This is a genomic window from Streptomyces sp. NBC_01264, from assembly GCF_026340675.1.
Taxonomy (GTDB): domain Bacteria; phylum Actinomycetota; class Actinomycetes; order Streptomycetales; family Streptomycetaceae; genus Streptomyces.
The window spans coordinates 5,531,718-5,551,301 of the sequence record NZ_JAPEOX010000001.1; the positions used below are offsets into that span (position 1 = coordinate 5,531,718).

At 72.7% G+C, this 19,584-nt stretch carries 20 protein-coding genes; 8 read left to right on the forward strand and 12 right to left on the reverse strand.

Features of this window, described 5'->3' with window-relative positions; translation table 11 throughout:
- Nucleotides 1-12: 12 nt before the first annotated feature.
- From folK to OG435_RS25920, 5 genes are all read right to left on the reverse strand, one after another.
- A complete protein-coding gene (gene folK / locus OG435_RS25900; RefSeq protein WP_266882064.1) occupies nucleotides 13-609 on the reverse strand; it encodes a 2-amino-4-hydroxy-6-hydroxymethyldihydropteridine diphosphokinase in 597 nt (198 codons plus the stop codon).
- Nucleotides 610-617: 8 nt separating this feature from the next.
- On the reverse strand, nucleotides 618-977 hold the full coding sequence (gene folB / locus OG435_RS25905; protein WP_030010912.1) for a dihydroneopterin aldolase: 360 nt from the start codon (nucleotides 975-977) through the stop codon (nucleotides 618-620).
- A 141-nt stretch (nucleotides 978-1,118) separates the two neighbouring features.
- Nucleotides 1,119-1,562 carry a nuclear transport factor 2 family protein gene (locus tag OG435_RS25910; protein ID WP_266880225.1) on the reverse strand — a complete coding sequence of 148 codons (444 nt, stop codon included), beginning with the start codon at nucleotides 1,560-1,562 and terminating at the stop codon, nucleotides 1,119-1,121.
- Nucleotides 1,559-2,464 (reverse strand): dihydropteroate synthase, encoded by a 906-nt coding sequence (gene folP, locus OG435_RS25915; protein WP_266880227.1) that lies wholly within the window; start codon nucleotides 2,462-2,464, stop codon nucleotides 1,559-1,561. Before folP ends, OG435_RS25910 begins: the two co-directional genes overlap by 4 nt.
- Nucleotides 2,465-2,675: 211 nt before the next feature.
- Nucleotides 2,676-4,532 (reverse strand): phosphatidylglycerol lysyltransferase domain-containing protein, encoded by a 1,857-nt coding sequence (locus tag OG435_RS25920; RefSeq protein ID WP_266880229.1) that lies wholly within the window; start codon nucleotides 4,530-4,532, stop codon nucleotides 2,676-2,678.
- Nucleotides 4,533-4,686: 154 nt separating this feature from the next.
- Here OG435_RS25920 and OG435_RS25925 point away from each other — a divergent pair, with 154 nt between their 5' ends.
- Nucleotides 4,687-5,793, forward strand: coding sequence for an alpha/beta hydrolase (locus tag OG435_RS25925; RefSeq protein WP_266880231.1), 1,107 nt, complete (start codon nucleotides 4,687-4,689; stop codon nucleotides 5,791-5,793).
- 16 nt (nucleotides 5,794-5,809) lie between these two features.
- Here OG435_RS25925 and OG435_RS25930 read toward each other — a convergent pair whose 3' ends face one another.
- Nucleotides 5,810-6,799: an ABC transporter ATP-binding protein gene (locus OG435_RS25930; RefSeq protein WP_266880233.1), complete on the reverse strand. Its 990-nt coding sequence runs from the start codon at nucleotides 6,797-6,799 to the stop codon at nucleotides 5,810-5,812.
- 133 nt (nucleotides 6,800-6,932) lie between these two features.
- Between OG435_RS25930 and OG435_RS25935 the strand changes: the two genes are divergently transcribed.
- From OG435_RS25935 to OG435_RS25950, 4 genes are all read left to right on the forward strand, one after another.
- Complete coding sequence (locus OG435_RS25935; protein ID WP_266880234.1) at nucleotides 6,933-7,664, forward strand: ABC transporter permease; 732 nt, start codon at nucleotides 6,933-6,935, stop codon at nucleotides 7,662-7,664.
- Nucleotides 7,664-8,329, forward strand: a complete 666-nt coding sequence (locus OG435_RS25940; protein WP_266880235.1) for an ABC transporter permease — start codon at nucleotides 7,664-7,666, stop codon at nucleotides 8,327-8,329. The genes OG435_RS25935 and OG435_RS25940 overlap by 1 nt, the downstream gene beginning before the upstream one ends.
- 43 nt (nucleotides 8,330-8,372) lie before the next feature.
- Nucleotides 8,373-9,365 (forward strand): ABC transporter substrate-binding protein, encoded by a 993-nt coding sequence (locus OG435_RS25945; protein ID WP_266880237.1) that lies wholly within the window; start codon nucleotides 8,373-8,375, stop codon nucleotides 9,363-9,365.
- Nucleotides 9,366-9,462: 97 nt separating this feature from the next.
- Complete coding sequence (locus tag OG435_RS25950; protein ID WP_266880238.1) at nucleotides 9,463-10,653, forward strand: hypothetical protein; 1,191 nt, start codon at nucleotides 9,463-9,465, stop codon at nucleotides 10,651-10,653.
- Between the two features lie 47 nt (nucleotides 10,654-10,700).
- On the opposite strand, the gene OG435_RS25955 is transcribed toward OG435_RS25950, so the two are convergent.
- The 4 genes from OG435_RS25955 to OG435_RS25970 all read right to left on the reverse strand — a co-directional run bounded on the left by OG435_RS25955 (nucleotide 10,701) and on the right by OG435_RS25970 (nucleotide 14,424).
- Nucleotides 10,701-11,984: a lipase family protein gene (locus OG435_RS25955; RefSeq protein WP_266880240.1), complete on the reverse strand. Its 1,284-nt coding sequence runs from the start codon at nucleotides 11,982-11,984 to the stop codon at nucleotides 10,701-10,703.
- A gap of 72 nt (nucleotides 11,985-12,056) precedes the next feature.
- Nucleotides 12,057-12,272, reverse strand: coding sequence for a hypothetical protein (locus tag OG435_RS25960; protein WP_266880242.1), 216 nt, complete (start codon nucleotides 12,270-12,272; stop codon nucleotides 12,057-12,059).
- Between the two features lie 41 nt (nucleotides 12,273-12,313).
- Nucleotides 12,314-13,189, reverse strand: a complete 876-nt coding sequence (locus OG435_RS25965) for an arylamine N-acetyltransferase family protein (RefSeq protein WP_266880244.1) — start codon at nucleotides 13,187-13,189, stop codon at nucleotides 12,314-12,316.
- Between the two features lie 92 nt (nucleotides 13,190-13,281).
- Entirely contained in the window at nucleotides 13,282-14,424 is a 1,143-nt protein-coding gene (locus OG435_RS25970) for an NADH-quinone oxidoreductase subunit D (RefSeq protein ID WP_266880246.1), read from the reverse strand.
- 124 nt (nucleotides 14,425-14,548) lie between these two features.
- Between OG435_RS25970 and OG435_RS25975 the strand changes: the two genes are divergently transcribed.
- Together OG435_RS25975 and OG435_RS25980 are read left to right on the forward strand one after the other, a co-directional pair.
- Nucleotides 14,549-15,040 (forward strand): PH domain-containing protein, encoded by a 492-nt coding sequence (locus OG435_RS25975; RefSeq protein ID WP_266880248.1) that lies wholly within the window; start codon nucleotides 14,549-14,551, stop codon nucleotides 15,038-15,040.
- The gene (locus tag OG435_RS25980) at nucleotides 15,037-16,476 is read left to right on the forward strand and encodes a PH domain-containing protein (RefSeq protein ID WP_430625685.1); all 1,440 of its coding nucleotides are present in this window, start codon (nucleotides 15,037-15,039) and stop codon (nucleotides 16,474-16,476) included. Before OG435_RS25975 ends, OG435_RS25980 begins: the two co-directional genes overlap by 4 nt.
- Nucleotides 16,477-16,559: 83 nt before the next feature.
- Here the strand turns inward: OG435_RS25980 and OG435_RS25985 are convergent, their stop codons facing one another.
- Both OG435_RS25985 and OG435_RS25990 read right to left on the reverse strand, forming a co-directional pair.
- On the reverse strand, nucleotides 16,560-17,255 hold the full coding sequence (locus OG435_RS25985; protein WP_266880250.1) for a response regulator: 696 nt from the start codon (nucleotides 17,253-17,255) through the stop codon (nucleotides 16,560-16,562).
- A 2-nt stretch (nucleotides 17,256-17,257) separates the two neighbouring features.
- On the reverse strand, nucleotides 17,258-18,457 hold the full coding sequence (locus OG435_RS25990; protein ID WP_266880252.1) for a sensor histidine kinase: 1,200 nt from the start codon (nucleotides 18,455-18,457) through the stop codon (nucleotides 17,258-17,260).
- A gap of 106 nt (nucleotides 18,458-18,563) precedes the next feature.
- Here OG435_RS25990 and OG435_RS25995 point away from each other — a divergent pair, with 106 nt between their 5' ends.
- Nucleotides 18,564-19,556: an SAM-dependent methyltransferase gene (locus tag OG435_RS25995; protein ID WP_266880254.1), complete on the forward strand. Its 993-nt coding sequence runs from the start codon at nucleotides 18,564-18,566 to the stop codon at nucleotides 19,554-19,556.
- Nucleotides 19,557-19,584 lie beyond the last annotated feature (28 nt).

Below are 19,584 nucleotides of genomic sequence, written 5' to 3' on the forward strand. Positions count from 1 at the left end.
CGCGGGCGCGGCTCACTCGGGGAGGCGCAGTTCCAGGTCCGTGCGCTGGGTGAGCCCGGAGAGGCCGACCGCGGCTAGGAGCGCGGAAACGGACCCGTGGCCCGGGATCTGCGCTTCGGGGTCGACGTCGTTCCAGGGGGCCAGCACGAAGGCGCGCTCGTGGGCGCGCGGGTGCGGGAGGGTGAGGACCGGGTCGGCGGAGACCACGTCGGCGTAGGCGATGATGTCGACGTCGATCGTGCGGGGCCCCCAGCGCTCCTCGCGGACGCGGTCGAAGGCTTCCTCGATGGCGTGACCGCGCTCCAGCAGCGAGCTGGGGGGCAGGGTGGTCTTCACCGAGATGACGGCGTTGAGGTACGAGGGCTGCGAGCCCGCCTCCACGCCCCACGGCTCCGTCTCGTAGACGGGGGAGACGGCCTTGACCCGAAGGCCCGGGGTGTCGCCCAGGGCGTCGATGGCGCCCTGGAGGGTCTCCAGACGGTTGCCCAGGTTCGCGCCGAGCGCGACGACGGCCCACTTCGGGTTCGACAGGGTCACGTCCGCCGCGTCGACGGCTTCGACCACGGCGGCGGGAACCGGCTGGACGGTGGGGTCGCTCTGGGCGTTCATTCCGTTGTTCACGCGCGGCTCCGGGTGATCGTGATGGTCACGTCGTCGAAGGGGACGGTGATCGGCGCGTCCGGTTTGTGGACGACGACCTCCACCTGGGCGACCGCTTCGTGCTTGAGGCACTGCTGGGCGATCCGCTCGGCGAGGGTCTCGATCAGGTCCACGGGCTCGCCCTGGACCACGTCGACGACTTCTTCCGCGACTACCCCGTAGTGCACGGTCTTAGCCAGGTCGTCGCCGGCCGCCGCGGGGCGGGTGTCGAGGTGGAGCACCAGGTCGACGATGAAGGTCTGGCCTTCCTCGCGTTCCCGGGGGAAGACGCCATGGTGCCCGCGAGCCTTGAGGCCGCGCAGCGCGACACGATCCACGCGAATCACTCCTGCTTTTCGTAGGTGCTTCCGGTCCGGGACTCCCCGGATCCATGGCCGGAGCCGAGTGCGGTCGGCGTCGTCCATCTTCGAATTTACCTGCGAAATACCTCGGACCCCGCCAGCATCCCGGCCGAGGGGCTAGGAGGACTCCTCCTCGTCGTCCTCGTCGGAGTCCGTGAGGACGGGAGATCCGTGGTGCGACCAGAGCCGCCAGCCCTCCGGTGTGCGTCGGAACACATTCGTGGCGACGACGAGCTGGCCCACCAGCGGGCCCAGTTCCCCGCCGTCCTCGGCGGGTCCGCCGCTGAGGATGTTCTCGGTGCAGGTCACCAGGGCGGTGTCGCCTATGACGGTGACCTTGGTGTCGGTGAGGAAGAACTGGATGTACTCGGTGTGCGACATGATCAGCGCGTAGGAGCGCAGCACTTCGCCGCGTCCCGACAGCACCGGCCAGCCCGGGTGCACGCAGGAGATCTCGTCCTCGAGCCAGAGCGCCGACAGCGAGTCGAAGTCCCCCCGCTCCATGGCCTCGTAGAAGGCCGTGTTGACCTCTTCGACGGATTCGATGTCGGTACGGCTCACCGTGCCCCTTCCTCGCTGCTCCGGGTCGTACGCAGTGCCCCTTCCACGGCGCGGGCCACCCGAACCGCGTCGGCGCTCGCCCGTACCTCGTGGACCCGTACGGCCCAGGCCCCCTGGGAGGCGGCGAGGGCGGAGACGGCGGCGGTGGCGGCGTCGCGTTCGCGGGCGGGCGGCGGGGAGGCGTGGTCGGCGCCGGCCAGCACCCGGCCGAGGAAACGCTTCCGCGAGGCGGCGACCAGCAGCGGGAAGCCGAGGTCGCGCAGTTCGGCGAGGTGGGCGACCAGGGCGAGGTCGTGCTCGGCGTTCTTGGCGAAGCCCAGGCCCGGGTCGACCAGGAGCCGTTCGGGGGCGATGCCGCCGGTGACGACGGCGTCGATGCGGGTGCGCAGTTCCGCGGTGACCTCGGCGAGGACGTCCTCGTAGACGGCGAGGCTGTTCATGCCGTCGCTGAAGCCGCGCCAGTGCATGACGACGAAGGGCACCTCGGCGGCGGCGACGGCCGGGATCATGTCCGGGTCGGCGAGGCCGCCGCTGACGTCGTTGACCAGGGTGGCGCCGGCGGCGACGGCCCGGGCGGCGACGGAGGCGCGCATGGTGTCGACGGAGACGACGACCCCTTCGGAGGCGAGGCCGCGGACGACGGGGACGACCCGGCGAAGCTCCTCCTCCTCGTCGACGCGGGAGGCGCCGGGGCGGGTGGACTCGCCGCCGACGTCCACGAGGTCGGCGCCCTGGGCGACGAGGTCGAGGCCGCGCTTGACGGCGGCGGTGGTGTCGAACCAGCGGCCGCCGTCGGAGAAGGAGTCGGGGGTGACGTTGACGACCCCCATGACCGCGCAGCGGTCCCAGTCGGGGAGGCCTGTCACCAGGCCCCTGGGGGCGGGGCCGCTGTTCGTGTTCATGGTTCCCAGGGTAGGGCCCTTGCCCTGGCCGGGCGGGTGGGCCGGGTGGGGGTGGAGTGCGGGCGGGTGCCGCTGCGCGGGCTGCTCCCCGCCCCGCCCTTCCTCCGTTCCCCGGGGCTGCGCCCCGGACCCCCTCGGGGGCTCCGCCCCCCGGACCCCCGCGCCTCAAACGCCGGCGGGGCTGGGTTCGGCCCGCAGGGCCGGATTCGGCTCAGGCGGCCCGGACCTCGCGTTCCTTTGTCTGGGCCGGGACGGCGGTCTGCACGTGGTGGTGGGCGCAGGTGCGGACCGGCTTGGGGCGGCGGCGGGCGGCGAACAGGCGGGGCAGGGCGAGGGTGACGAAGCCCTCGGCCTGCATCGCGGCGAAGCCGATGCGGGGCAGGTCCCGGGTGGTGCGGAAGACCACGAAGCGGGGCTCCCAGCGCGGGCGGAACTTGGCGTTGAACTTGTAGAGCGACTCGATCTGGAACCAGCGCGAGAGGAACACCAGCAGGCTGCGCCACATCCGCAGGACCGGGCCGGCGCCGATCTTCTCGCCGCGGGCCAGTGCCGAGCGGAACATCGCGAAGTTCAGGGAGACCTTCTCGATGCCGAGCGCCGGGGAGGCCTCCAGGGAGGCGACGATCAGCAGTTCGTTCATGCCGGGGTCGGCGGCGCGGTCGCGGCGCATCAGCTCCAGCGACATGCCGTCCTTGCCCCACGGGACGAAGTGCAGGACGGCCTTGAGGTCGCCGAAGGGGGAGGTGTCGCCCTCCTCGACGCGGTGCGCGGTGGCGATGTAGCAGTCGCCGTCGCCGGGGTCGCCGACGCGGCCCAGCGCCATGGAGAAGCCGCGTTCGGTGTCGGTGCCGCGCCAGGCCTCGGCGGCGCCGCGGACCTGCTCCAGCTCGGTCTCGGTCAGCTCGCTGACCCGGCGGACCCGGGTGGTGTAGCCGTTGCGCTCGATGCGCTTGACCATCTGCCGGACGTTGCGCATGGCCCGGCCGGAGAGGGAGAAGTCTTTGACGTCGACGATCGCCTCGTCCCCGAGTTCCAGGGCGTCGAGGCCGGTCTCGCGGGTCCAGACCTCGCCGCCGGTCTCGCTGCAGCCCATGACGGCGGGGGTCCAGGAGTGGGTCTTGGCCTCCTCCATGAACCGTTCGATGGCGCCGGGCCAGGCCTCGACGTCGCCGACGGGGTCGCCGGAGGCGAGCATCACGCCGGAGACCACGCGGTAGGTGACGGCGGCCTTGCCGCTGGGGGAGAAGACGACGGCCTTGTCGCGGCGGAGCGCGAAGTGGCCCAGCGAGTCGCGGCCGCCGTGCTTGGCGAGCAGCTCGCGGAGCTTGACCTCGTCGTCGGCGGTCAGCCGGGCGGCCGGGTGCTCGGGCCGGAAGGCCAGGTAGATGGTGGTGACGGCGGTCAGCATGCCGAGGGCGCCGAGCGAGTAGCCGACGGTCCAGGAGACCCGGCCGGCGTAGTCGACGGGGCCCTCGAAGCCGAAGAGTCCGTAGACGACGTGGCTGATCTGTTCATAAACACCCGGATTGCCTACGACGCGGCCGGGGTGCGAGTTGACGATGACCAGGCCGAGGCCGATGGAGCCCGCGCTCATCAGCACGAAGTTGGCGAGCGCCTTCCAGCGGCTGCGCGGATCGGGCAGCGCCTTGAATTCACTCTGATGGCGCAACAGGAGTGCCAGCAGCACCGCCGCGATGACCACGCCGATGATCGAGTGGCGGTACGTGAACTGCGCGACGGCGCCGGCCGGCAGCAGCACCACGGCGGCCCGCCAGGCGCGCCGCTTGCGGCGCTTGAGCCCGTGGGCGAGCAGCAGGAGCAGGACGCCGGCGCTGAGGGCCAGGGCGGCGGCGAAGGGGCCGACGGAGCCGGGCAGCACCTCGGTGACCGCGTGGATGCGGCTGTGCCGGAAGCGCGGGAAGACCCCCGCGGCGATGTCCAGCAGGCCGACGACCGTGACGGCGGTTCCCACGACTCCGGGGACGGACTCCGGTCGTGGGCCTCGGAGGATTCGGCTGACAGGCTTCGGAACCTGTCCCGACTTATCGCCATCTATCCTGCTAGACATCGCTTCCCGTTGCTCTGCGAGAGATCATGTGGCCGAAGGCCGCTGGGGCCTTTCGTTGGGTGGTGCGTCCCCTAGGACGACATCGAAGGGGAGCGGGTTCACTCTTCCCTCGAGAAAAAAACTAGTCCTGCCATAGAAAGTCGACTGACTGCTCATGGGTCTCACCAGTAATACGGTTCTGGCGCTGGCCATCCTTGCCGGTGTGCTGCTGTTCGCGGCCACGGTGTGGTTCTGGCCGAAGCTCTCGGGCCGCTCCTGGCGCTCGGTGCTCGGCCGGATCGGCCTCCTCCTTGCGACACAGCTGGCGATGTTCGCGGCGATCGGTCTCGCCGCGAACAAGTCGTTCCTCTTCTACGGGTCCTGGGCCGACCTCTTCGGTCAGGAGACGTCGATCGGCAAGGTCGTCGACCACTCGATGAGCAGCGACGACATCAAGGTGGTCGACAAGCAGCACCTCGACGTGCCCGGCGGTGCCAAGCCCCCGGTCGCCGGACAGATCCTGAAGGTGTCCATAACGGGCCAGAAGTCGAAGATAACGAGCCCCGGGTACGTGTGGCTGCCGCCGGAGTACTTCCAGCCGCAGTACAAGAACCAGAACTTCCCGGCCTCCATCGTCCTCACGGGCTACCCGGGCATGGCGGAGAACCTGATCAAGGGGCTGGACTACCCGATGAAGGCCTTCAGCCTGTCCAAGGCGGGCAAGATGAAGCCGATGATCCTGGTCATGATGCGTCCGACGCCGGGTGCGCGCGACACCGAGTGCGTGGACATACCCGGTGGCCCGCAGACCGAGACCTTCTACGGCCAGGACCTCCCGCAGGCCATCCAGAGCACCTTCCGGGTCGGCAAGAAGCCCGGGAACATGGGCTTCATCGGCAACTCCACGGGCGGTTACTGCGCCCTGAAGATGACCGCGCACTACCCGCAGACCTTCGGCGCCGCCGCCGGCCTGTCCGCGTACTACGAGGCCGCGGACGACCCGACGACCGGTGACCTCTTCCACGGGGACGAGAAGCTGAAGGCCCGCGCGAACGTGCTGGAGTCCATCAAGGCCAAGCAGCCGACCGGTACGTCGTTCCTGGTCACCAGCAGCGAGAAGGGCGAGCCGAACCTCGCCGGCACGAAGAAGTTCATCAAGCTGGTCAAGGGCCCGGACCGGGTCTCCTCGATCATCCTCGACAGCGGCGGCCACAACTTCAACACCTGGCGCCGCGAGATCCCGCCGATGCTGGTGTGGATGAGCGGCAGGATCCAGGCGTAACCGGGCGGCCGGGGGCTCAGGCCTCCTGCAGCCGGGCCCGGCGCAGCGCCCGGTGCACCCCCTCCGGGGTGAGTACGCCGATCAGCGCGCCGGTGTCGGGATCCGTGACCCCGATCCGGCCCGAGTCCTCCTGGAGCAGCAGCGCGAGCGCCTCGCGCAGACTGGCCCCCAGCGCCACTCCGGCGGTGGGGGCCTTCGCGTCGGCGGAGGCCGGGTCGGTGAAGTCGGTGAGTTCGGCCAGGTCGTCCTCGGCCACCGCCGTGACGGCGAGCCGCTTCAGCCCGCGGTCGGCGCCGACGAAGCCGGCCACGTAGTCGGTCGCCGGGGCGCCCAGGACCTGCGCCGGGCTGGCGAACTGCTCGATGGTGCCCGCTCCGTAGACCGCGATGCGGTCACCGAGCCGGACCGCCTCCTCCAGGTCGTGCGTGACCAGCAGGATCGTTTTGCGCACGGTCCGCTGGAGCGTGAGGAACTCGTTCTGGAGCCGCTCGCGCACCACCGGGTCCACCGCGCCGAACGGCTCGTCCATCAGCAGCACCGGCGGGTCCGCGGCGAGCGCCCGGGCCACGCCGACGCGCTGGCGCTGGCCGCCGGAGAGCTGCTCCGGGTAGCGGCCGCCGTAGACGGCCGGGTCCAGCCCGACCAGGTCGAGGAGTTCCGCGGCCCGCGCGCGGGCCTTGGCCTTCGGGGTGCCGATGAGCTGCGGCACGGTGGCCGTGTTCTCCAGCACGGTCTTGTGCGGGAACAGCCCGACCTGCTGGATGACGTAGCCGATGTGCCGGCGCAGTTCGACCGGGTCGGCGGCGGCGATGTCCTCGCCGTTCAGCAGGATCCGGCCGGAGGTCGGCTCGATGAGCCGGTTGACCATCTTCATGGTGGTCGTCTTGCCGCAGCCGGACGGGCCCACCAGGGTGACCAGTTCACCCTCGGCCACCTCGAAGGACAGGTCCGCGACGGCCGTGGTCCCGTCGGGGTACCGCTTGGTCACTTGCTCGAATCGGATCACCCCGCCATCTTTCCCTACCGGCGGGGTCCGTTTGTGAAGGGCGTGTTGCCCGCGTGCGAAGGATTCCGGCCATTGTCGGTGCCGGGGGTTATGGTCGCTCCTACGTACGATCCGTGACGGGGGGTGAGGAGCGATGGCCGGGCAGAGCTGCCTGATGGCGAACGACTGGATCTGCTGGGAGTACGTCACGTCCCGCTCCCAGGAGCTCACCGACGCCACCCTCGAACACGTGTGGATCACGGCCGTGTCGGTGCTGATCGGCATCGCCGTGTCCGTTCCGCTCGCGCTGCTGGCCCGGCGCGGCCGCCGCTGGGCGGCCCCCGTCCTCGGCATCACCACCCTGCTCTACACGGTTCCCTCGCTCGCCATGTTCTCCCTGCTGCTGCCCGTGTTCGGGCTCTCGGCGGCGCTGGTGGTGACCGGCCTGGTGCTGTATTCGCTGACCATCCTCGTGCGCAACGTGCTGGCCGGTCTCGAAGCCGTGCCCGAGGACGTACGGGAAGCCGCGCGCGGGATGGGGTACGGCCCGGGCCGGCTGCTGTGGCAGGTCGAGCTGCCGCTGGCGCTGCCCGCCCTGCTGGCCGGCGTCCGGATCGCGACCGTCTCCACCGTCGCGCTGACGACGGTGGGCTCGATCGTGGGCAAGGGCGGCCTCGGCAACCTCATCGCACCCGCCGTGAACAGTTCCTTCAAGGCCCAGGTGCTCACCGCGTCGGTGCTGTGCGTGCTCCTCGCGCTGGTCGCGGACCTCGCGCTGCTCGGCCTGCAGCGGCTGCTCACCCCCTGGACCCGGGCGAGCCGCGCGAGCCGCCCCAAGCGGGCCGCGCGCACCGCCCGTACCGCCGATGTCAGCGGGGGAGTCTGATGGGAGTGCTGGGACAGGTCTGGGACTGGCTGGCCGACGGGGCCAACTGGTCAGGGGAGAGCGGGGTCTGGCACCGGCTCGGCGAGCACGTGTACGTCAGCGGGATCGCCCTGGCACTGGCCTGCGCCCTCGCCCTCCCGGTCGGGCTGTGGCTGGGCCACCTCGGCAAGGGCGGCGGCCTCGCGGTCAACGTCTCCAACATCGGGCGGGCCGTCCCGGTCTTCGCGGTGCTGGCGCTGTTCATGGTCTCCCCGCTGCGCAACGCCGGGTACGTGCCCACCATCGCCGCGCTGGTCCTCTTCGCCATCCCGCCGCTGCTGACCAACGCCTATGTGGGCATGCGCGAGGTCGACCGCTCCGTCGTGGAGGCGGCGCGGGGCATGGGCATGTCCGGGCGCCAGCTCTTCTGGCGGGTGGAACTGCCCCTCGCCCGCGGACTGGTGATGACGGGGCTGCGCTCGGGAGCCGTCCAGGTCATCGCCACGGCCACCATCGCCGCGATGGTCGGCCAGGGCGGCCTCGGCCGGATCATCACCGCCGGTTTCAACACGTACAACACCCCGCAGGTCGTCGCGGGCGCCCTGCTGGTCGCCGCGCTGGCCCTGCTCGTGGAGGGCGCGCTGGTGGTGGCCGACCGACTGCTGCCGGGCGCGGCCACCCGCTGAGCGGTACCCCGACACGTTTGCCCACCCCTTGAAGGAGATTGAGATGAGCAAGTCCACGCGCGCCCTCGGCGCGGCCCTGGGCGCCGTCGCCCTGACCGCCTCGCTCGCCGCGTGCGGTGGCGACAGCCTGGAGAAGACCAAGGACGGGGGCTCCTCCGCCGCCGCCTCCGGGTCGTCCGAGGGCGGCAAGGGCGGCAAGCTGGTGATCGGCGCCGCGGGCTTCACCGAGTCCAACGTGCTGGCCGAGCTGTACGCGCAGATCCTGAAGGACGCCGGCTACGACACGTCCATCACCACGGTCAACAACCGCGAGCTGTACGAACCCTCGCTGGAGAAGGGTGAGATCGACGTCGTCCCGGAGTACGCGGCGACCCTCGCGGAGTTCCTCAACGCCAAGGTGAACGGCTCCAAGGCGCCGACGGAGAAGCCGGTCGCGTCGAGCGATGTGACGGCGACGGTGGCGGCCCTGGAGAAGCTGGCGGGCCCGCTCGGGCTGAAGGCGCTGCCGGCGGGTTCGGCGGTCGACCAGAACGCCTTCGCGGTGAGCAAGGAATTCGCCACGAAGAACAATCTCAAGAGCCTTTCCGATCTGGGCAAGTCCGGCCTGAAGGTGAAGATCGCGGCCGGTGACGAATGCGCGGTGCGGCCCTTCTGCGCACCCGGATTGAAGACCACCTACGGAATCGACGTTTCCGGTATCGACCCCAAGGGCGTCGGAACCCCGCAGGCCAAGCAGGCGGTCAAGGACGGCGCGGACCAGCTCGTCCTGACCACCACCACGGACGCCACCCTGGACAGCTTCGGCCTGGTCCTGCTGGACGACGACAAGAAGCTCCAGAACGCCGACAATGTGCTCCCGGTGGTCAACACCAAGGACGCCGGCGCCCCCGAGATCGCGGCCGCCCTCGACAAGATCACCAAGGCGCTCACCACCGCCGACCTGGTCGAGCTGAACCGCAAGGTCGACGTCGAGCGCGCCAAGCCGGCGGATGTCGCGAAGGCCTATCTGGAGTCCAAGGGCCTGCTGAAGAAGTAGGAGTTGCGCCTTTCGTGCGCCAAGTGCGGTAACCGCTCGGGAACAGATTCCCGGGCGGCTACCCCACACCCTGTCCACGCCCTGTAAATTTCAGGCCATGCCCCGTGGACGCCACCGCAATCCCGAACCTCTTCACCGGCTGCTCACGCCGAGCGCCGTCGCCTGTGTGTCCGTCGTCGGCGCCGGCGCCGCCTGGCTGCTCGCGGAACCGATGGCGCTGCGCCTGCTCGTGGCCCTCACCGCGGCCGCCGGTCTGGCCGGCGCCGTCGTCATGCGCTCGTGGGACCTGGCGGCGGGCCGCCGGGTCACCGAGCTCGGGCGCGAGCGGGTCAAGGACGAGTGGCGCACGGACGAGCGGATAGCCGAGCTCGAATCCGACCTCGAAGAGGCCCGGGTGCTGCGCGGCAAGCTCGACGCCAAACTGCGCGCCAAGCGGGTCGAACTCGCGGGCCTGCGCGGGGAGCACGCGTCGCTGCTGCGCCGGTACGCCACCGCCGAGACCGAGCGGGCGAGCGCCCTGGAGGGACGCCGGCTGCTGGCCATCGAGGCCGCGGCCCCGGCCGCTGCCGCCGCTCCCAAGGAACTTCCCGCGGTCAGCGAGGAGCGCACCAGCGCCGGTGCGGCCACCTCCGTGGGCTTCGCCCGGGCCCACGCCGCGCTGGTGGCGCTGGCCGCCAAGGCGGCCGGGGTCACCGGGCCCGGCCCCGAGGGCCCCAGCGGCCCGCCCGCCCTCCCGGCCGGCACCACCGGTCCCGGGGCTGCGGCCCTTCCCGCCGGCCGGGCCGCCCCTGCGGCTCCCGCAGCTCCCGCAGCTCCCGCTTCTCCCGCCGGCCCGGCGAAGTCAGCCGGCCCCGCCGGCCCCGCCGGCCCAGCCGTCCAGGCGAAGCCCGCCGAGCTGGAAGCGCACTCCCGTCCCGCGCTCGCCGCTCCGGCCCCCGCGGGCCCGGCGGCCGCCGTCCCCGCGCGCCGCCTCGCTGCCGCCGTGGCCCCGTACGCCGCTCAGCGCCGGCCGGCCTCGCGCGTCGAGGGCGGGTTCGACTTCTTCGGTACGAAGACCGCGGCGCAGGCCCGCGCGGTCATCGAGGCCGTCCAGAACGAGGACCTCGCCGATGTCGTCGGTGCGGAGGCCCTCGCCGTCCACGAGGCGGAGTCCGCGCAGGGCGGGACGGAGCCGGAGTTCAAGGCTCCCGGCGCCGAACACCACGCCGTGGGCCAGGTCATCGACCTGACCGCCCACGACGAGACCGAGCCGATCGACGTGGTGCAGCTGCGCGCGGCCAGCTCCTAGTCCACGGCGAGCTCCTGGCGCAAAGTGAGCTCCTGGCGCAGGGTGAGCTAGCGCAGCGAGTCGAACCAGCGGACCGCCTGGGGCGCCGAGCGGATCGCCGAGGTGAAGTGGTCGGCGTCCGCCCCCTGGTCGACGACCTTCGCCCGGACCCCGTGGCGCGCCAGATCGGCCGCACAGGCAAGGGTGTTGTCGAACGGGACGTCGGTGTCGGCGGTGCCGCCGTAGAGGCGCACCGGCGCGGCGGGTTTCCAGTCGCAGGCGTCGTCGTTGACCTTGAGGGCCGTGCGCAGGGCCCCGCGCGGGGCGCGGATGTTCTCGTACCAGTCCGGGGTGAGCAGCTCCTGCGGTGACGCGGGGAGCCCGGCCACGATCTCCTCCGTCGTGTGGCTCCCGTCGAACAGGCTTTCCACAGCCTGTGCATAAGGTGCGCGGAACGCCTCGGCCGGGTCCGCGTAGAGCGGGTGCAGCCGGTTCTGGGCGGTGAGGAAGTACGTGAGGTAGAAGACGGCGGTGTGCGGTGCGACCCGGCCGTCGGTGATGCCGGGCAGCTCGGAGCCGTCCAGGTCGTACGGCCCGGCGATCGGGGCCAGCGCGCGCAGCCGGAAACCGCTGCCGGGGCGGGAGAGTTCGCGGCCCAGGGCCATCGACACCTGGGCGCCCTGGGAGAAGCCGGTGGCGTACACGTCCCGGGTGACCGGGCGCCCCAGCCGGTCCGCGGCGGTCCGGGCGGCCTTCAGCATGTCGACGGAGGCGGTGACCGAGGACCGGGTGTCCATGTACGGATGCGCGCCGGGCCCGCCCCCGAGGCCCAGGTAGTCCGGGGCGGCGACGGCGCGGCCCGCGGAGGAGTGCAGGTAGGGGGTGAGCCGGTTGTCGCCCGGGCCCCCGGACGGGGCGTCGTCGCGGGTGGCCACCGTGCCGTGGGTGTCGGAGACCAGGTCGAGCCGGTGCGGGCCCCCTCGGGGGAGGACGAACAGGCCGGTGGCGGTGGTCGGGCGGCCCTGCGGGTCGACGGTGGCGTAGGTGAGCCGGTAGGCGGTGACCCCGTACCGGACGGTGGACGCGTCGAAGCCGAGGGTGGCGAGGCGGGCGGTGACGTCCGCGGGGGCGAGCCGCTCCAGGGCGGTGAGGGAGATCAGCTGCCCGCGGCCGCCGTGCGCGGACGCGCCGGACGCTACGGACGCGGTGGACTCGACGGACGCGGGACTCCCCGCCGGGGCGGCGAGCGCCACGGGCGCGGCGAGCCCTCCGGGTACGGCCGCGAGGGCCACGGCGGCGGCGCCGCGGCGGAGCCACTGGCCGCGGTTGCTCTGCTTCTGCTGGGTCGTCATACCCCGAAGCTACGGATCCCGGGCCGGCCCCGACATCCGGCTGCCCCGTGCCTGCCCCGGGTGCTGACCCCCCTAAAAGAGGGGGAGTTGGCCCGGGAGCGGGGACAGGGTGAAGCCGTCCAGAGTGGGGGCGCAGGCGCCGAGGGTCACGCGGGCGCGGGAGCCGGGGCAGGAGACGAGGTCCCCGCGGCCCCGCCCGGCGGGCGGGTCGTGGCGGGCGATCCGCCCGGCGGTGACGGCGCAGTCGCGGCCGCAGGAGGGGCAGGCCCGGCGGGGTGAGAGGGACATCCCCCCAGTCTGCCCTGCCCCTGCGACATCGGCTCCGGCGGTCAGCCCGCGCGGCGGGCGGCCCAGTTTTCGTGGGCCCGGTCCACCCGGGTCCACAGGGCCGTGCGGTCCGTCGGGGTCAGATCGTCGAGCGCGCGGCCGAAGACGCCCTCCAGCACGGCGTAGAACTCCTCCGGGCCGTCGAGCACCCGCTCCGTGTTCCCCTTCACGGGGTCGACCCGGCTCAGCACCCGCCCCCGCAGGGCGTCGATGCCGTCCGCGTCGCGGCGCAGGGCCGCGAAGGTCCGTACGAAACCGGAGTCCGCGGAGGTCGACAGCCGGACGTGCTCGGCCTCGAAGCCGGCCGCTCCCGCCGTCCCGGCGGGCTCCGCGCGGAAGGTCACGAGCGGGGCGGAGCTGCCCGGATGGCGGTAGAGCCAGCGCGCGTCGGGCAGCCGCTCCAGGGAGTAGGCGAAGGCCCCCTGGCGGTACGGGCCTTCGCGCAGCGGCAGCGGCTCGTGCGGGCCGTCCCCGAGCCCGGCGTCCACGTAGAAGACGCGGTCACCGGCGGGCGCCGCCCCCGGCACGCGGACGGTGAGCGCCAGGTGGTCGCCGCTCACGCCCCGCAGGGCTTCCTCGGACTGGGACTCCTTGTACACGCCGCCCACATGGCGGGTGACCTCGTAGCCGAGGTGGTCGAGGAGCAGCGCGAGGGCCCCGTTGAGGTGGAAGCAGTAGCCGCCGCGTCCGGCGGCGAAGCGGCGTGCCGACAGCTCGGGGTCGATGCCGGGGGCGCGGCCGAGCTGGATGTCGAGGTTTTCGTACGGGACGCGCTCCAGGTGCGCCCGCTGGAGGGCGAACAGCCCCTCCACGGAGGGCGCGCCGGGCTCCTCGATGCCGAGCCGCCGCAGGTAGGCGGCGTATATGTCGGAGGTCATGCCCGCAGCCTAGGCGGCGGGCAGGACAGCGGCCGAGAGCCCGGGCAGGACGGCGGCCGAGGGGCCGGGCAGGACGGCGGCCGAGGGTCCGGTCACTTGTCGATGTCGCCGACGACGAAGAACAGCGAGCCGAGGATCGAGACCATGTCCGCGACCAGCTGCCCGGGCAGCAGCACCGCGAGCGCCTGGATGTTGTTGTACGACGCCGAGCGCAGCTTGAGCCGGTACGGGGTCTTCTCGCCCTTGGAGACCAGGTAGTAGCCGTTGATGCCGAGCGGGTTCTCGGTCCAGGCGTACGTCTCGCCCTCGGGCGCCTTCAGCACCTTCGGCAGCCGCTGGTTGATCGGGCCGGGGGCCAGCTCCGCCATCCGGTCCAGGCAGGCGACCGCGAGGTCCAGGGCGTTGTGGGTCTGCTCCAGCAGGACCTCGAAGCGGGCCAGGCAGTCGCCCTCGGTGCGGGTGACGATCTTCAGGACGTCCTGGAGCTCGCCGTAGGCGAGGTACGGCTCGTCGCGGCGCAGGTCGAAGTCGACGCCGGAGGCGCGGGCGATCGGGCCGGAGACCCCGTACGCGTGCACGGCCTCGGCGGACAGGACGCCGACGCCGCGGGTGCGGGCGCGGAAGATCTCGTTGCCGCGCACCAGGTCGTCGTAGACGTGCATGCGGGTGTTGACGTCGGCGATGGCGGCGCGGGCCCGGCCCAGCCAGCCGGCCGGGAGGTCCTCCTTGAGGCCGCCGACGCGGTTGAACATGTAGTGCATGCGGCCGCCGGAGATCTCCTCCATGACGGCCTGCAGCTCCTCGCGCTCGCGGAACGCGTGGAAGATCGGGGTGATGCCGCCCAGCTCCAGGGGGTACGAGCCGAGGAACATCAGGTGGTTCAGGACCCGGTTCAGCTCGGCGAGCAGGGTCCGCATCCACACGGCCCGCTCGGGCACCTCCATGCCGAGCATCCGCTCGACGGCCATGACCACGCCCAGCTCGTTGGAGAACGCGGACAGCCAGTCGTGGCGGTTCGCGAGCATCACGATCTGGCGGTAGTCGCGGGCCTCGAAGAGCTTTTCGGCGCCTCGGTGCATGTAGCCGACCACCGGCTCGGCGCTGACGATGCGCTCGCCGTCCAGGACGAGGCGCAGGCGCAGCACGCCGTGCGTGGAAGGGTGCTGGGGGCCGATGTTGAGCACCATGTCGGTGCTCTCCGCCGCGCCGCCGATGCCGACCGTGGTCTCCGTCATGGCGGCATTGTCTCAGCCGGCGGGGGTGGGTCGCGGCCCGGTCCGGATTCCGGATCCGGGGGCGGCGGCCGAAGGACGACGCAACCCCGGCCCGATCCGGGAGCCACGCGCCTAGGGTGGGGGGATGGACACGGGGACAGAGGGTGCGGCGGGTCCGCCGGAGTGGGTGGGGCTGCGGGGAGGGCTGCTGACTCTGCGCAGGCTCCTGCTGGCGTTGTGGATGTCCCTCTTCGCGGTGGTGACGGCCGTCGTACTGGGGCTGACGGTCGGACCGGGCTGGGCGGCGCTCGGCGGGTTCTGGCTGGTGGTGCTGGCCTGGGGCTGGGTGATGCTCGGCCGGAACTGGCGGTCCTGGCGGTACGCGGAGCGCGCGGACGACCTGCTGATCAGCCGGGGCGTGATGTGGCGGGAGCAGACCGTGGTCCCGTACGGGCGGATGCAGCTGGTGGAGGTGACCTCGGGCCCCCTGGAGCGCCGCTACGGGCTGGCCACCGTGCAGCTCCACACGGCCGCTGCGGCGACCGACGCCACGATCCCCGGACTCGCGCCCGAGGAGGCGGAACGGCTGCGCGACCGGCTGACGGAGCTCGGCGAGGCAAGGTCGGCGGGGCTGTGACCCCGCCGGCGGAGGCGGGTTCGGGAGCGGGTGCGGAGGCCGGCGCCGCGGTCGGGGCCGACGTCGGCGCCGAGCTCGGTTCCGGCGGTGTGGTGGGCACCGAGGGGGTCGGGGCGGCGCCCCGCGAGCCGGACGCCAAGGCGCCCGCGCAGGAGCGGCGGCTGCACTTCCTCACCCCGCTGCGCCGTGCCTGGGTGCCGATCGCCGCGACCATCGGCATCGTCGCCCAGCAGGGCGAGAACGTCACCGACTGGGTGACGGCCGTCTCCGTCGCCCTGCGGGTCCTCGCGCTGGCCGCGCTGGTCCTCGTCTTCGGCGTGTACGGCTTCCTCAGCTGGTGGTTCACGCACTACGCGGTCACCGACACCGAACTGCGCATCCGCAGCGGGCTCCTCTTCCGCCGCACCGCGCACATCCGCCTCGACCGGATCCAGGCGATCGACGTCACCCGGCCGCTGCTGGCCCGCATGGCCGGCGTGGCCAAGCTCCGCATCGACGTCATCGGCACCGACGACAAGGACGAGCTGGCCTTCCTCGCCGAGGACGAGGCCGTCGCGCTGCGCGCGGAACTGCTGGCCCGCGCGGCGGGCTTCGCCCCGGCCGAGGCCGTCGTCCTGGGCGAGGCCCCCGAGCGGTCGCTGCTGCGGGTGGCGCCGCGCGATCTGGCGGTGTCGATGCTGCTCACGCTGTCCGCCTGGGCCGCACTGGCCGCGGGGCTCGCCGGGCCGCTGGTGGTGTGGTGGCTCAGTGCCAGCCCGTGGGCGGCCCTCGTCACCCTGCTCCCGCTGCTCGGCGCGGTCTGGAAGGGCACCGCCGGGCGCTTCCTCGCCGAGTACGACTGGACGGTCGCCGAGTCCCCGGACGGGCTGCGGCTCGACCACGGCATGCTCGACCGCGCCCACGAGACGGTGCCGCCGGGACGCGTGCAGACCGTACGGATCGTCGAGCCGCTGCTGTGGCGCCGGCGCGGCTGGGTCCGGGTGGAGCTGGCGGTGGCCGGCTCGAAGAACGACGTCCTGGTCCCGGTGGCCACCCGGGCCGCCGCCCACGCCGTCGTGGCGCGTGTGCTGCCCGGCGTGGACCTGGGGGGCCTCGTCTTCGAGCCCTCGCCCCGGAGCGGATCGCGCTGGGTGGTCCCGGTGTGGTGGAAGGGGTACGGCCTGGCCGTCTCCGAGGACGTGTTCGCGGCCCGCCACGGCCGCCTGTGCCGGCGTACGGAGATCGTCCCGCACGCCAAGGTGCAGAGCGTGCGGCTGTCCCAGGGCCCCTGGAAGCGGACCCGCGGGGTGGCCGACGTCCACGTGGACACCGGCGCGAACGCCACCGTCACGGCCCGCCTGCGGGGCGCGGCGGAGGCTGCCGACCTGCTCCGCGCCCAGGCGGCCCGCTCCCGCACCTCCCGTGCGGCGGCCCGCCCGGACCGCTGGATGACCTGAGGCCGGACGGGATCCGCGGCCCGCGGGACGGGATCCGCGGCCCGCGGAGCCTGGGCCGGGCCCCTGCCTGGGCCGGGACCTGGCTAGGCCGCCCCGCCGCCGCCCGCGCGGACCAGCCCCGTCTCGTACGCCAGGACCACGACCTGCACCCGGTCGCGCAGGTCCAGCTTGGTCAGGATGCGGCCCACGTGGGTCTTGACCGTGGCCTCCGACAGGACGAGGCGGGCGGCGATCTCGCCGTTCGACAGGCCCTGGGCGACCAGCAGCATGACCTCGCGCTCGCGCTCCGTCAGCCGCTCGACGTCCTTGTTCCGGGGTTCCGCCGAGGTCGACGGGAGCATCGGCGCGAACCGGTCCAGCAGCCGGCGCGTCGTGGACGGGGCGACGACCGCGTCGCCGCTGTGCACGGAGCGGATCGCGGCCAGCAGCTCGCCGGGCGGGACGTCCTTGAGCATGAACCCGCTCGCGCCCGCCTTCAGCCCCGAGAAGGCGTACTCGTCGAGGTCGAAGGTGGTCAGGATGATGACCTTGGGGTGTTCCTCGGGCTCGCAGATGCGGCGGGTCGCCTCGACCCCGTCGAGGCGGGGCATGCGGACGTCCATCAGCACCACGTCCACCTTGGTGGCCCGCAGCACCTCCAGCGCCTCCAGGCCGTCGCCGGCCTCGGCGACGACCTCCATGTCGGGCTGCGCCGCGAGCACCATCCGGAAGCCGGTGCGCAGCAGTACCTGGTCGTCGACCAGCATTACGCGGATGGAGGGGCCGGTGGGGAAGGACATGGTCACCTTTTCTTCAGGGGGAGCAGGGCGCTGATCCGGAAGCCGCCACCGGGCCGGGGGCCCGCGTCGAGGGTGCCTCCGACCATACCGATGCGTTCGCGCATGCCGATCAGCCCGTGTCCGGCGCCGTCCGCGCCGCCGTCCGTGTACAGCTCGTGGGCCGCGCCGCGTCCGTCGTCCTCGACGAGCAGGCCGAGCCCGTCGTCGAAGTAGACGAGCCGGACGCTGGCCTTCGCGGCCGGGCCGCCGTGCTTGCGGGTGTTCGTCAGTGCTTCCTGGACGATCCGGTACGCGGTCAGCTCCACGCCGCTGGGCAGCTTGCGCGGTGCGCCCTCGACCTCGAAGTCCACCGAGAGCCCGGCCGTCCGTACCTGCTCGACCAGGACCTCGATCTGCTCCACGTCGGGCTGCGGCACGTAGTCCTCGGACTCCTGCGGTTCGCCGGTGCGCAGGACGCCGAGCAGCCGGCGCATCTCGGCGAGGGCCAGGCGCCCGGTGCCGGAGATGGTCTGCAGGGCCTCCTTGGCCTGCTCGGGGGCCGCGTCCATCACGTAGGCGGCGCCGTCGGCCTGGACCACCATCACCGACACGTTGTGCGCGACGACGTCGTGCAGCTCGCGGGCGATCCGGGCCCGCTCGGCGGCGACGGCCACCTTGGCCTGCGCCGCGCGCTCCTGCTCCAGGCGCTGGTTGCGCTCGACGAGCTGGGCGTAATAGGCCCGGCGGGTGCGCAGGGAGTCGCCCATCACCCAGGCGAGGGCGAACGGGATCATCATGAACACGACGAAGAGCAGGTTGTCGGTGGTGGAGTTCGACTTGTCCACGCCGTTGCGCAGGAAGTACAGCGCGGAGGCGCTCAGCCCCCAGCCCAGCGCCGTGCGCGAGACCCAGCGGGGCACGTCGGAGGCGGCGACCGTGAAGAGGACCACGAGCATCGCGAAATCGTAGAAGTTCGCATCCGCGCCGATGGCCAGTTGGTAGAGGCCGGTGGCGACGGTGAGCCAGAAGACCGGAACGGTCCACTTGCGTCGCAGCGCGACGGCGCTGCTCAGCGCCACCACACAGGGGGTGGCGAGCAGCGCGGCGGTGGTGCCCTGGTGCATCGAGGCGACGACAGCCATCGAGAACCCGAAGAAGAGGACAGCCCAGAAGCTGTCGACGCCCGTCGGGTGTCTGCGGAGGAAATCGTAGAGGCGCTGCACGTAACCCAGAGTAGGGACAGCCGATAGGTGCTGGAGTCAACCAGAGGGGCGATCCGTGCGACGCGCGAGTACTACCCGAGGTGGAGGCGACCATAACCTTTCAGCGATGAGCACTCAGGGTGAAGGCACGGCGCAGGTGGGTCACGTGCGCTGGCGGACGGCGATGGAGCGGGCCCTGTACGGCCCCGACGGCTTCTACGTATGCCCCGGCGGGCCCGGTCCCTCCGGGCATTTCCGCACGTCCGTGCATGCCTCGCCGCTCTACGCGCGGGCCGTGGCCCGGCTGCTCCTGTGGGTGGACGGGGAGCTCGGCCTCCCGGAGGAGCTGGACCTCGTCGACGTGGGGGCCGGGCGCGGGGAACTGCTGGCCGGGGTGCTCGCGGCGCTCCCGCCGGAGACGGCCGCGCGGGTGAGGCCGTACGGCGTGGAACGCGCGGGGCGGCCCGCCGGGCTCGACGGGCGGATCCGCTGGGTGAGCGAACCGCCCCGGGGGGCCCGGGGCCTGCTCTTCGCCAACGAGTGGCTCGACAACGTACCGCTGGACCTCGCCGAGGACGGGCGCTACGTGGAGGTCGCGCGGGACGGTACGGAGCGTCCGGGCGAGCCGCTGGACGGGGCGGACCGGGCGTGGCTGGAGCGGTGGTGGCCGCAGGCGGGTTCCGGTTCGGGCCGGGCGGAGATCGGACTGCCCCGGGACGAGGCCTGGGCGGCGGCCGTCGCGACGCTCGACCGGGGCCTGGCGGTCGCGGTGGACTACGCCCACACCCGGGAGGCCCGGCCACCCTTCGGGACGCTCACCGGATTCCGGGCCGGCCGGGAGACCGCCCCCGTGCCGGACGGGAGCTGCGACGTCACCGCGCACGTGGCGCTCGACGCGTGCGCGGGGCCGGGGGCGGTGCTGCTGACCCAGCGGGACGCGCTGGCCGCCCTCGGCGTCTCGGGGGCCCGGCCCCCGCTGGCCCTGGCCTCCACCGACCCGGTGGGGTACGTCCGCGCGCTGTCCCTGGCCGGGGAGGCCGCGGAACTCACCGCCCGCGGCGGCCTGGGCGACTTCGGCTGGCTGGTCCAGCCGGTGGGGGTGGGCGGCTGGCCGGGGTAACGGTGGCCGCGCAGCGGCCACCGTTACC

Excerpts from the sequence above, each read along its gene's own strand:
- OG435_RS25940 (WP_266880235.1), top strand. The coding sequence starts at position 7,664 with ATGGGAGTGCTGGGACAGGTCTGGGACTGGCTGGCCGACGGGGCCAAC.
- OG435_RS25950 (WP_266880238.1), top strand. The coding sequence starts at position 9,463 with ATGCCCCGTGGACGCCACCGCAATCCCGAACCTCTTCACCGGCTGCTC.
- folK (WP_266882064.1), bottom strand. The coding sequence starts at position 609 with ATGAACGCCCAGAGCGACCCCACCGTCCAGCCGGTTCCCGCCGCCGTG.
- OG435_RS25955 (WP_266880240.1), bottom strand. The coding sequence starts at position 11,984 with ATGACGACCCAGCAGAAGCAGAGCAACCGCGGCCAGTGGCTCCGCCGC.
- OG435_RS25925 (WP_266880231.1), top strand. The coding sequence starts at position 4,687 with ATGGGTCTCACCAGTAATACGGTTCTGGCGCTGGCCATCCTTGCCGGT.
- OG435_RS25965 (WP_266880244.1), bottom strand. The coding sequence starts at position 13,189 with ATGACCTCCGACATATACGCCGCCTACCTGCGGCGGCTCGGCATCGAG.
- OG435_RS25935 (WP_266880234.1), top strand. The coding sequence starts at position 6,933 with ATGGCCGGGCAGAGCTGCCTGATGGCGAACGACTGGATCTGCTGGGAG.
- OG435_RS25920 (WP_266880229.1), bottom strand. The coding sequence starts at position 4,532 with ATGTCTAGCAGGATAGATGGCGATAAGTCGGGACAGGTTCCGAAGCCT.
- OG435_RS25970 (WP_266880246.1), bottom strand. The coding sequence starts at position 14,424 with ATGACGGAGACCACGGTCGGCATCGGCGGCGCGGCGGAGAGCACCGAC.
- OG435_RS25995 (WP_266880254.1), top strand. The coding sequence starts at position 18,564 with ATGAGCACTCAGGGTGAAGGCACGGCGCAGGTGGGTCACGTGCGCTGG.
- OG435_RS25960 (WP_266880242.1), bottom strand. The coding sequence starts at position 12,272 with ATGTCCCTCTCACCCCGCCGGGCCTGCCCCTCCTGCGGCCGCGACTGC.
- OG435_RS25975 (WP_266880248.1), top strand. The coding sequence starts at position 14,549 with ATGGACACGGGGACAGAGGGTGCGGCGGGTCCGCCGGAGTGGGTGGGG.
- OG435_RS25985 (WP_266880250.1), bottom strand. The coding sequence starts at position 17,255 with ATGTCCTTCCCCACCGGCCCCTCCATCCGCGTAATGCTGGTCGACGAC.
- folP (WP_266880227.1), bottom strand. The coding sequence starts at position 2,464 with ATGAACACGAACAGCGGCCCCGCCCCCAGGGGCCTGGTGACAGGCCTC.
- OG435_RS25945 (WP_266880237.1), top strand. The coding sequence starts at position 8,373 with ATGAGCAAGTCCACGCGCGCCCTCGGCGCGGCCCTGGGCGCCGTCGCC.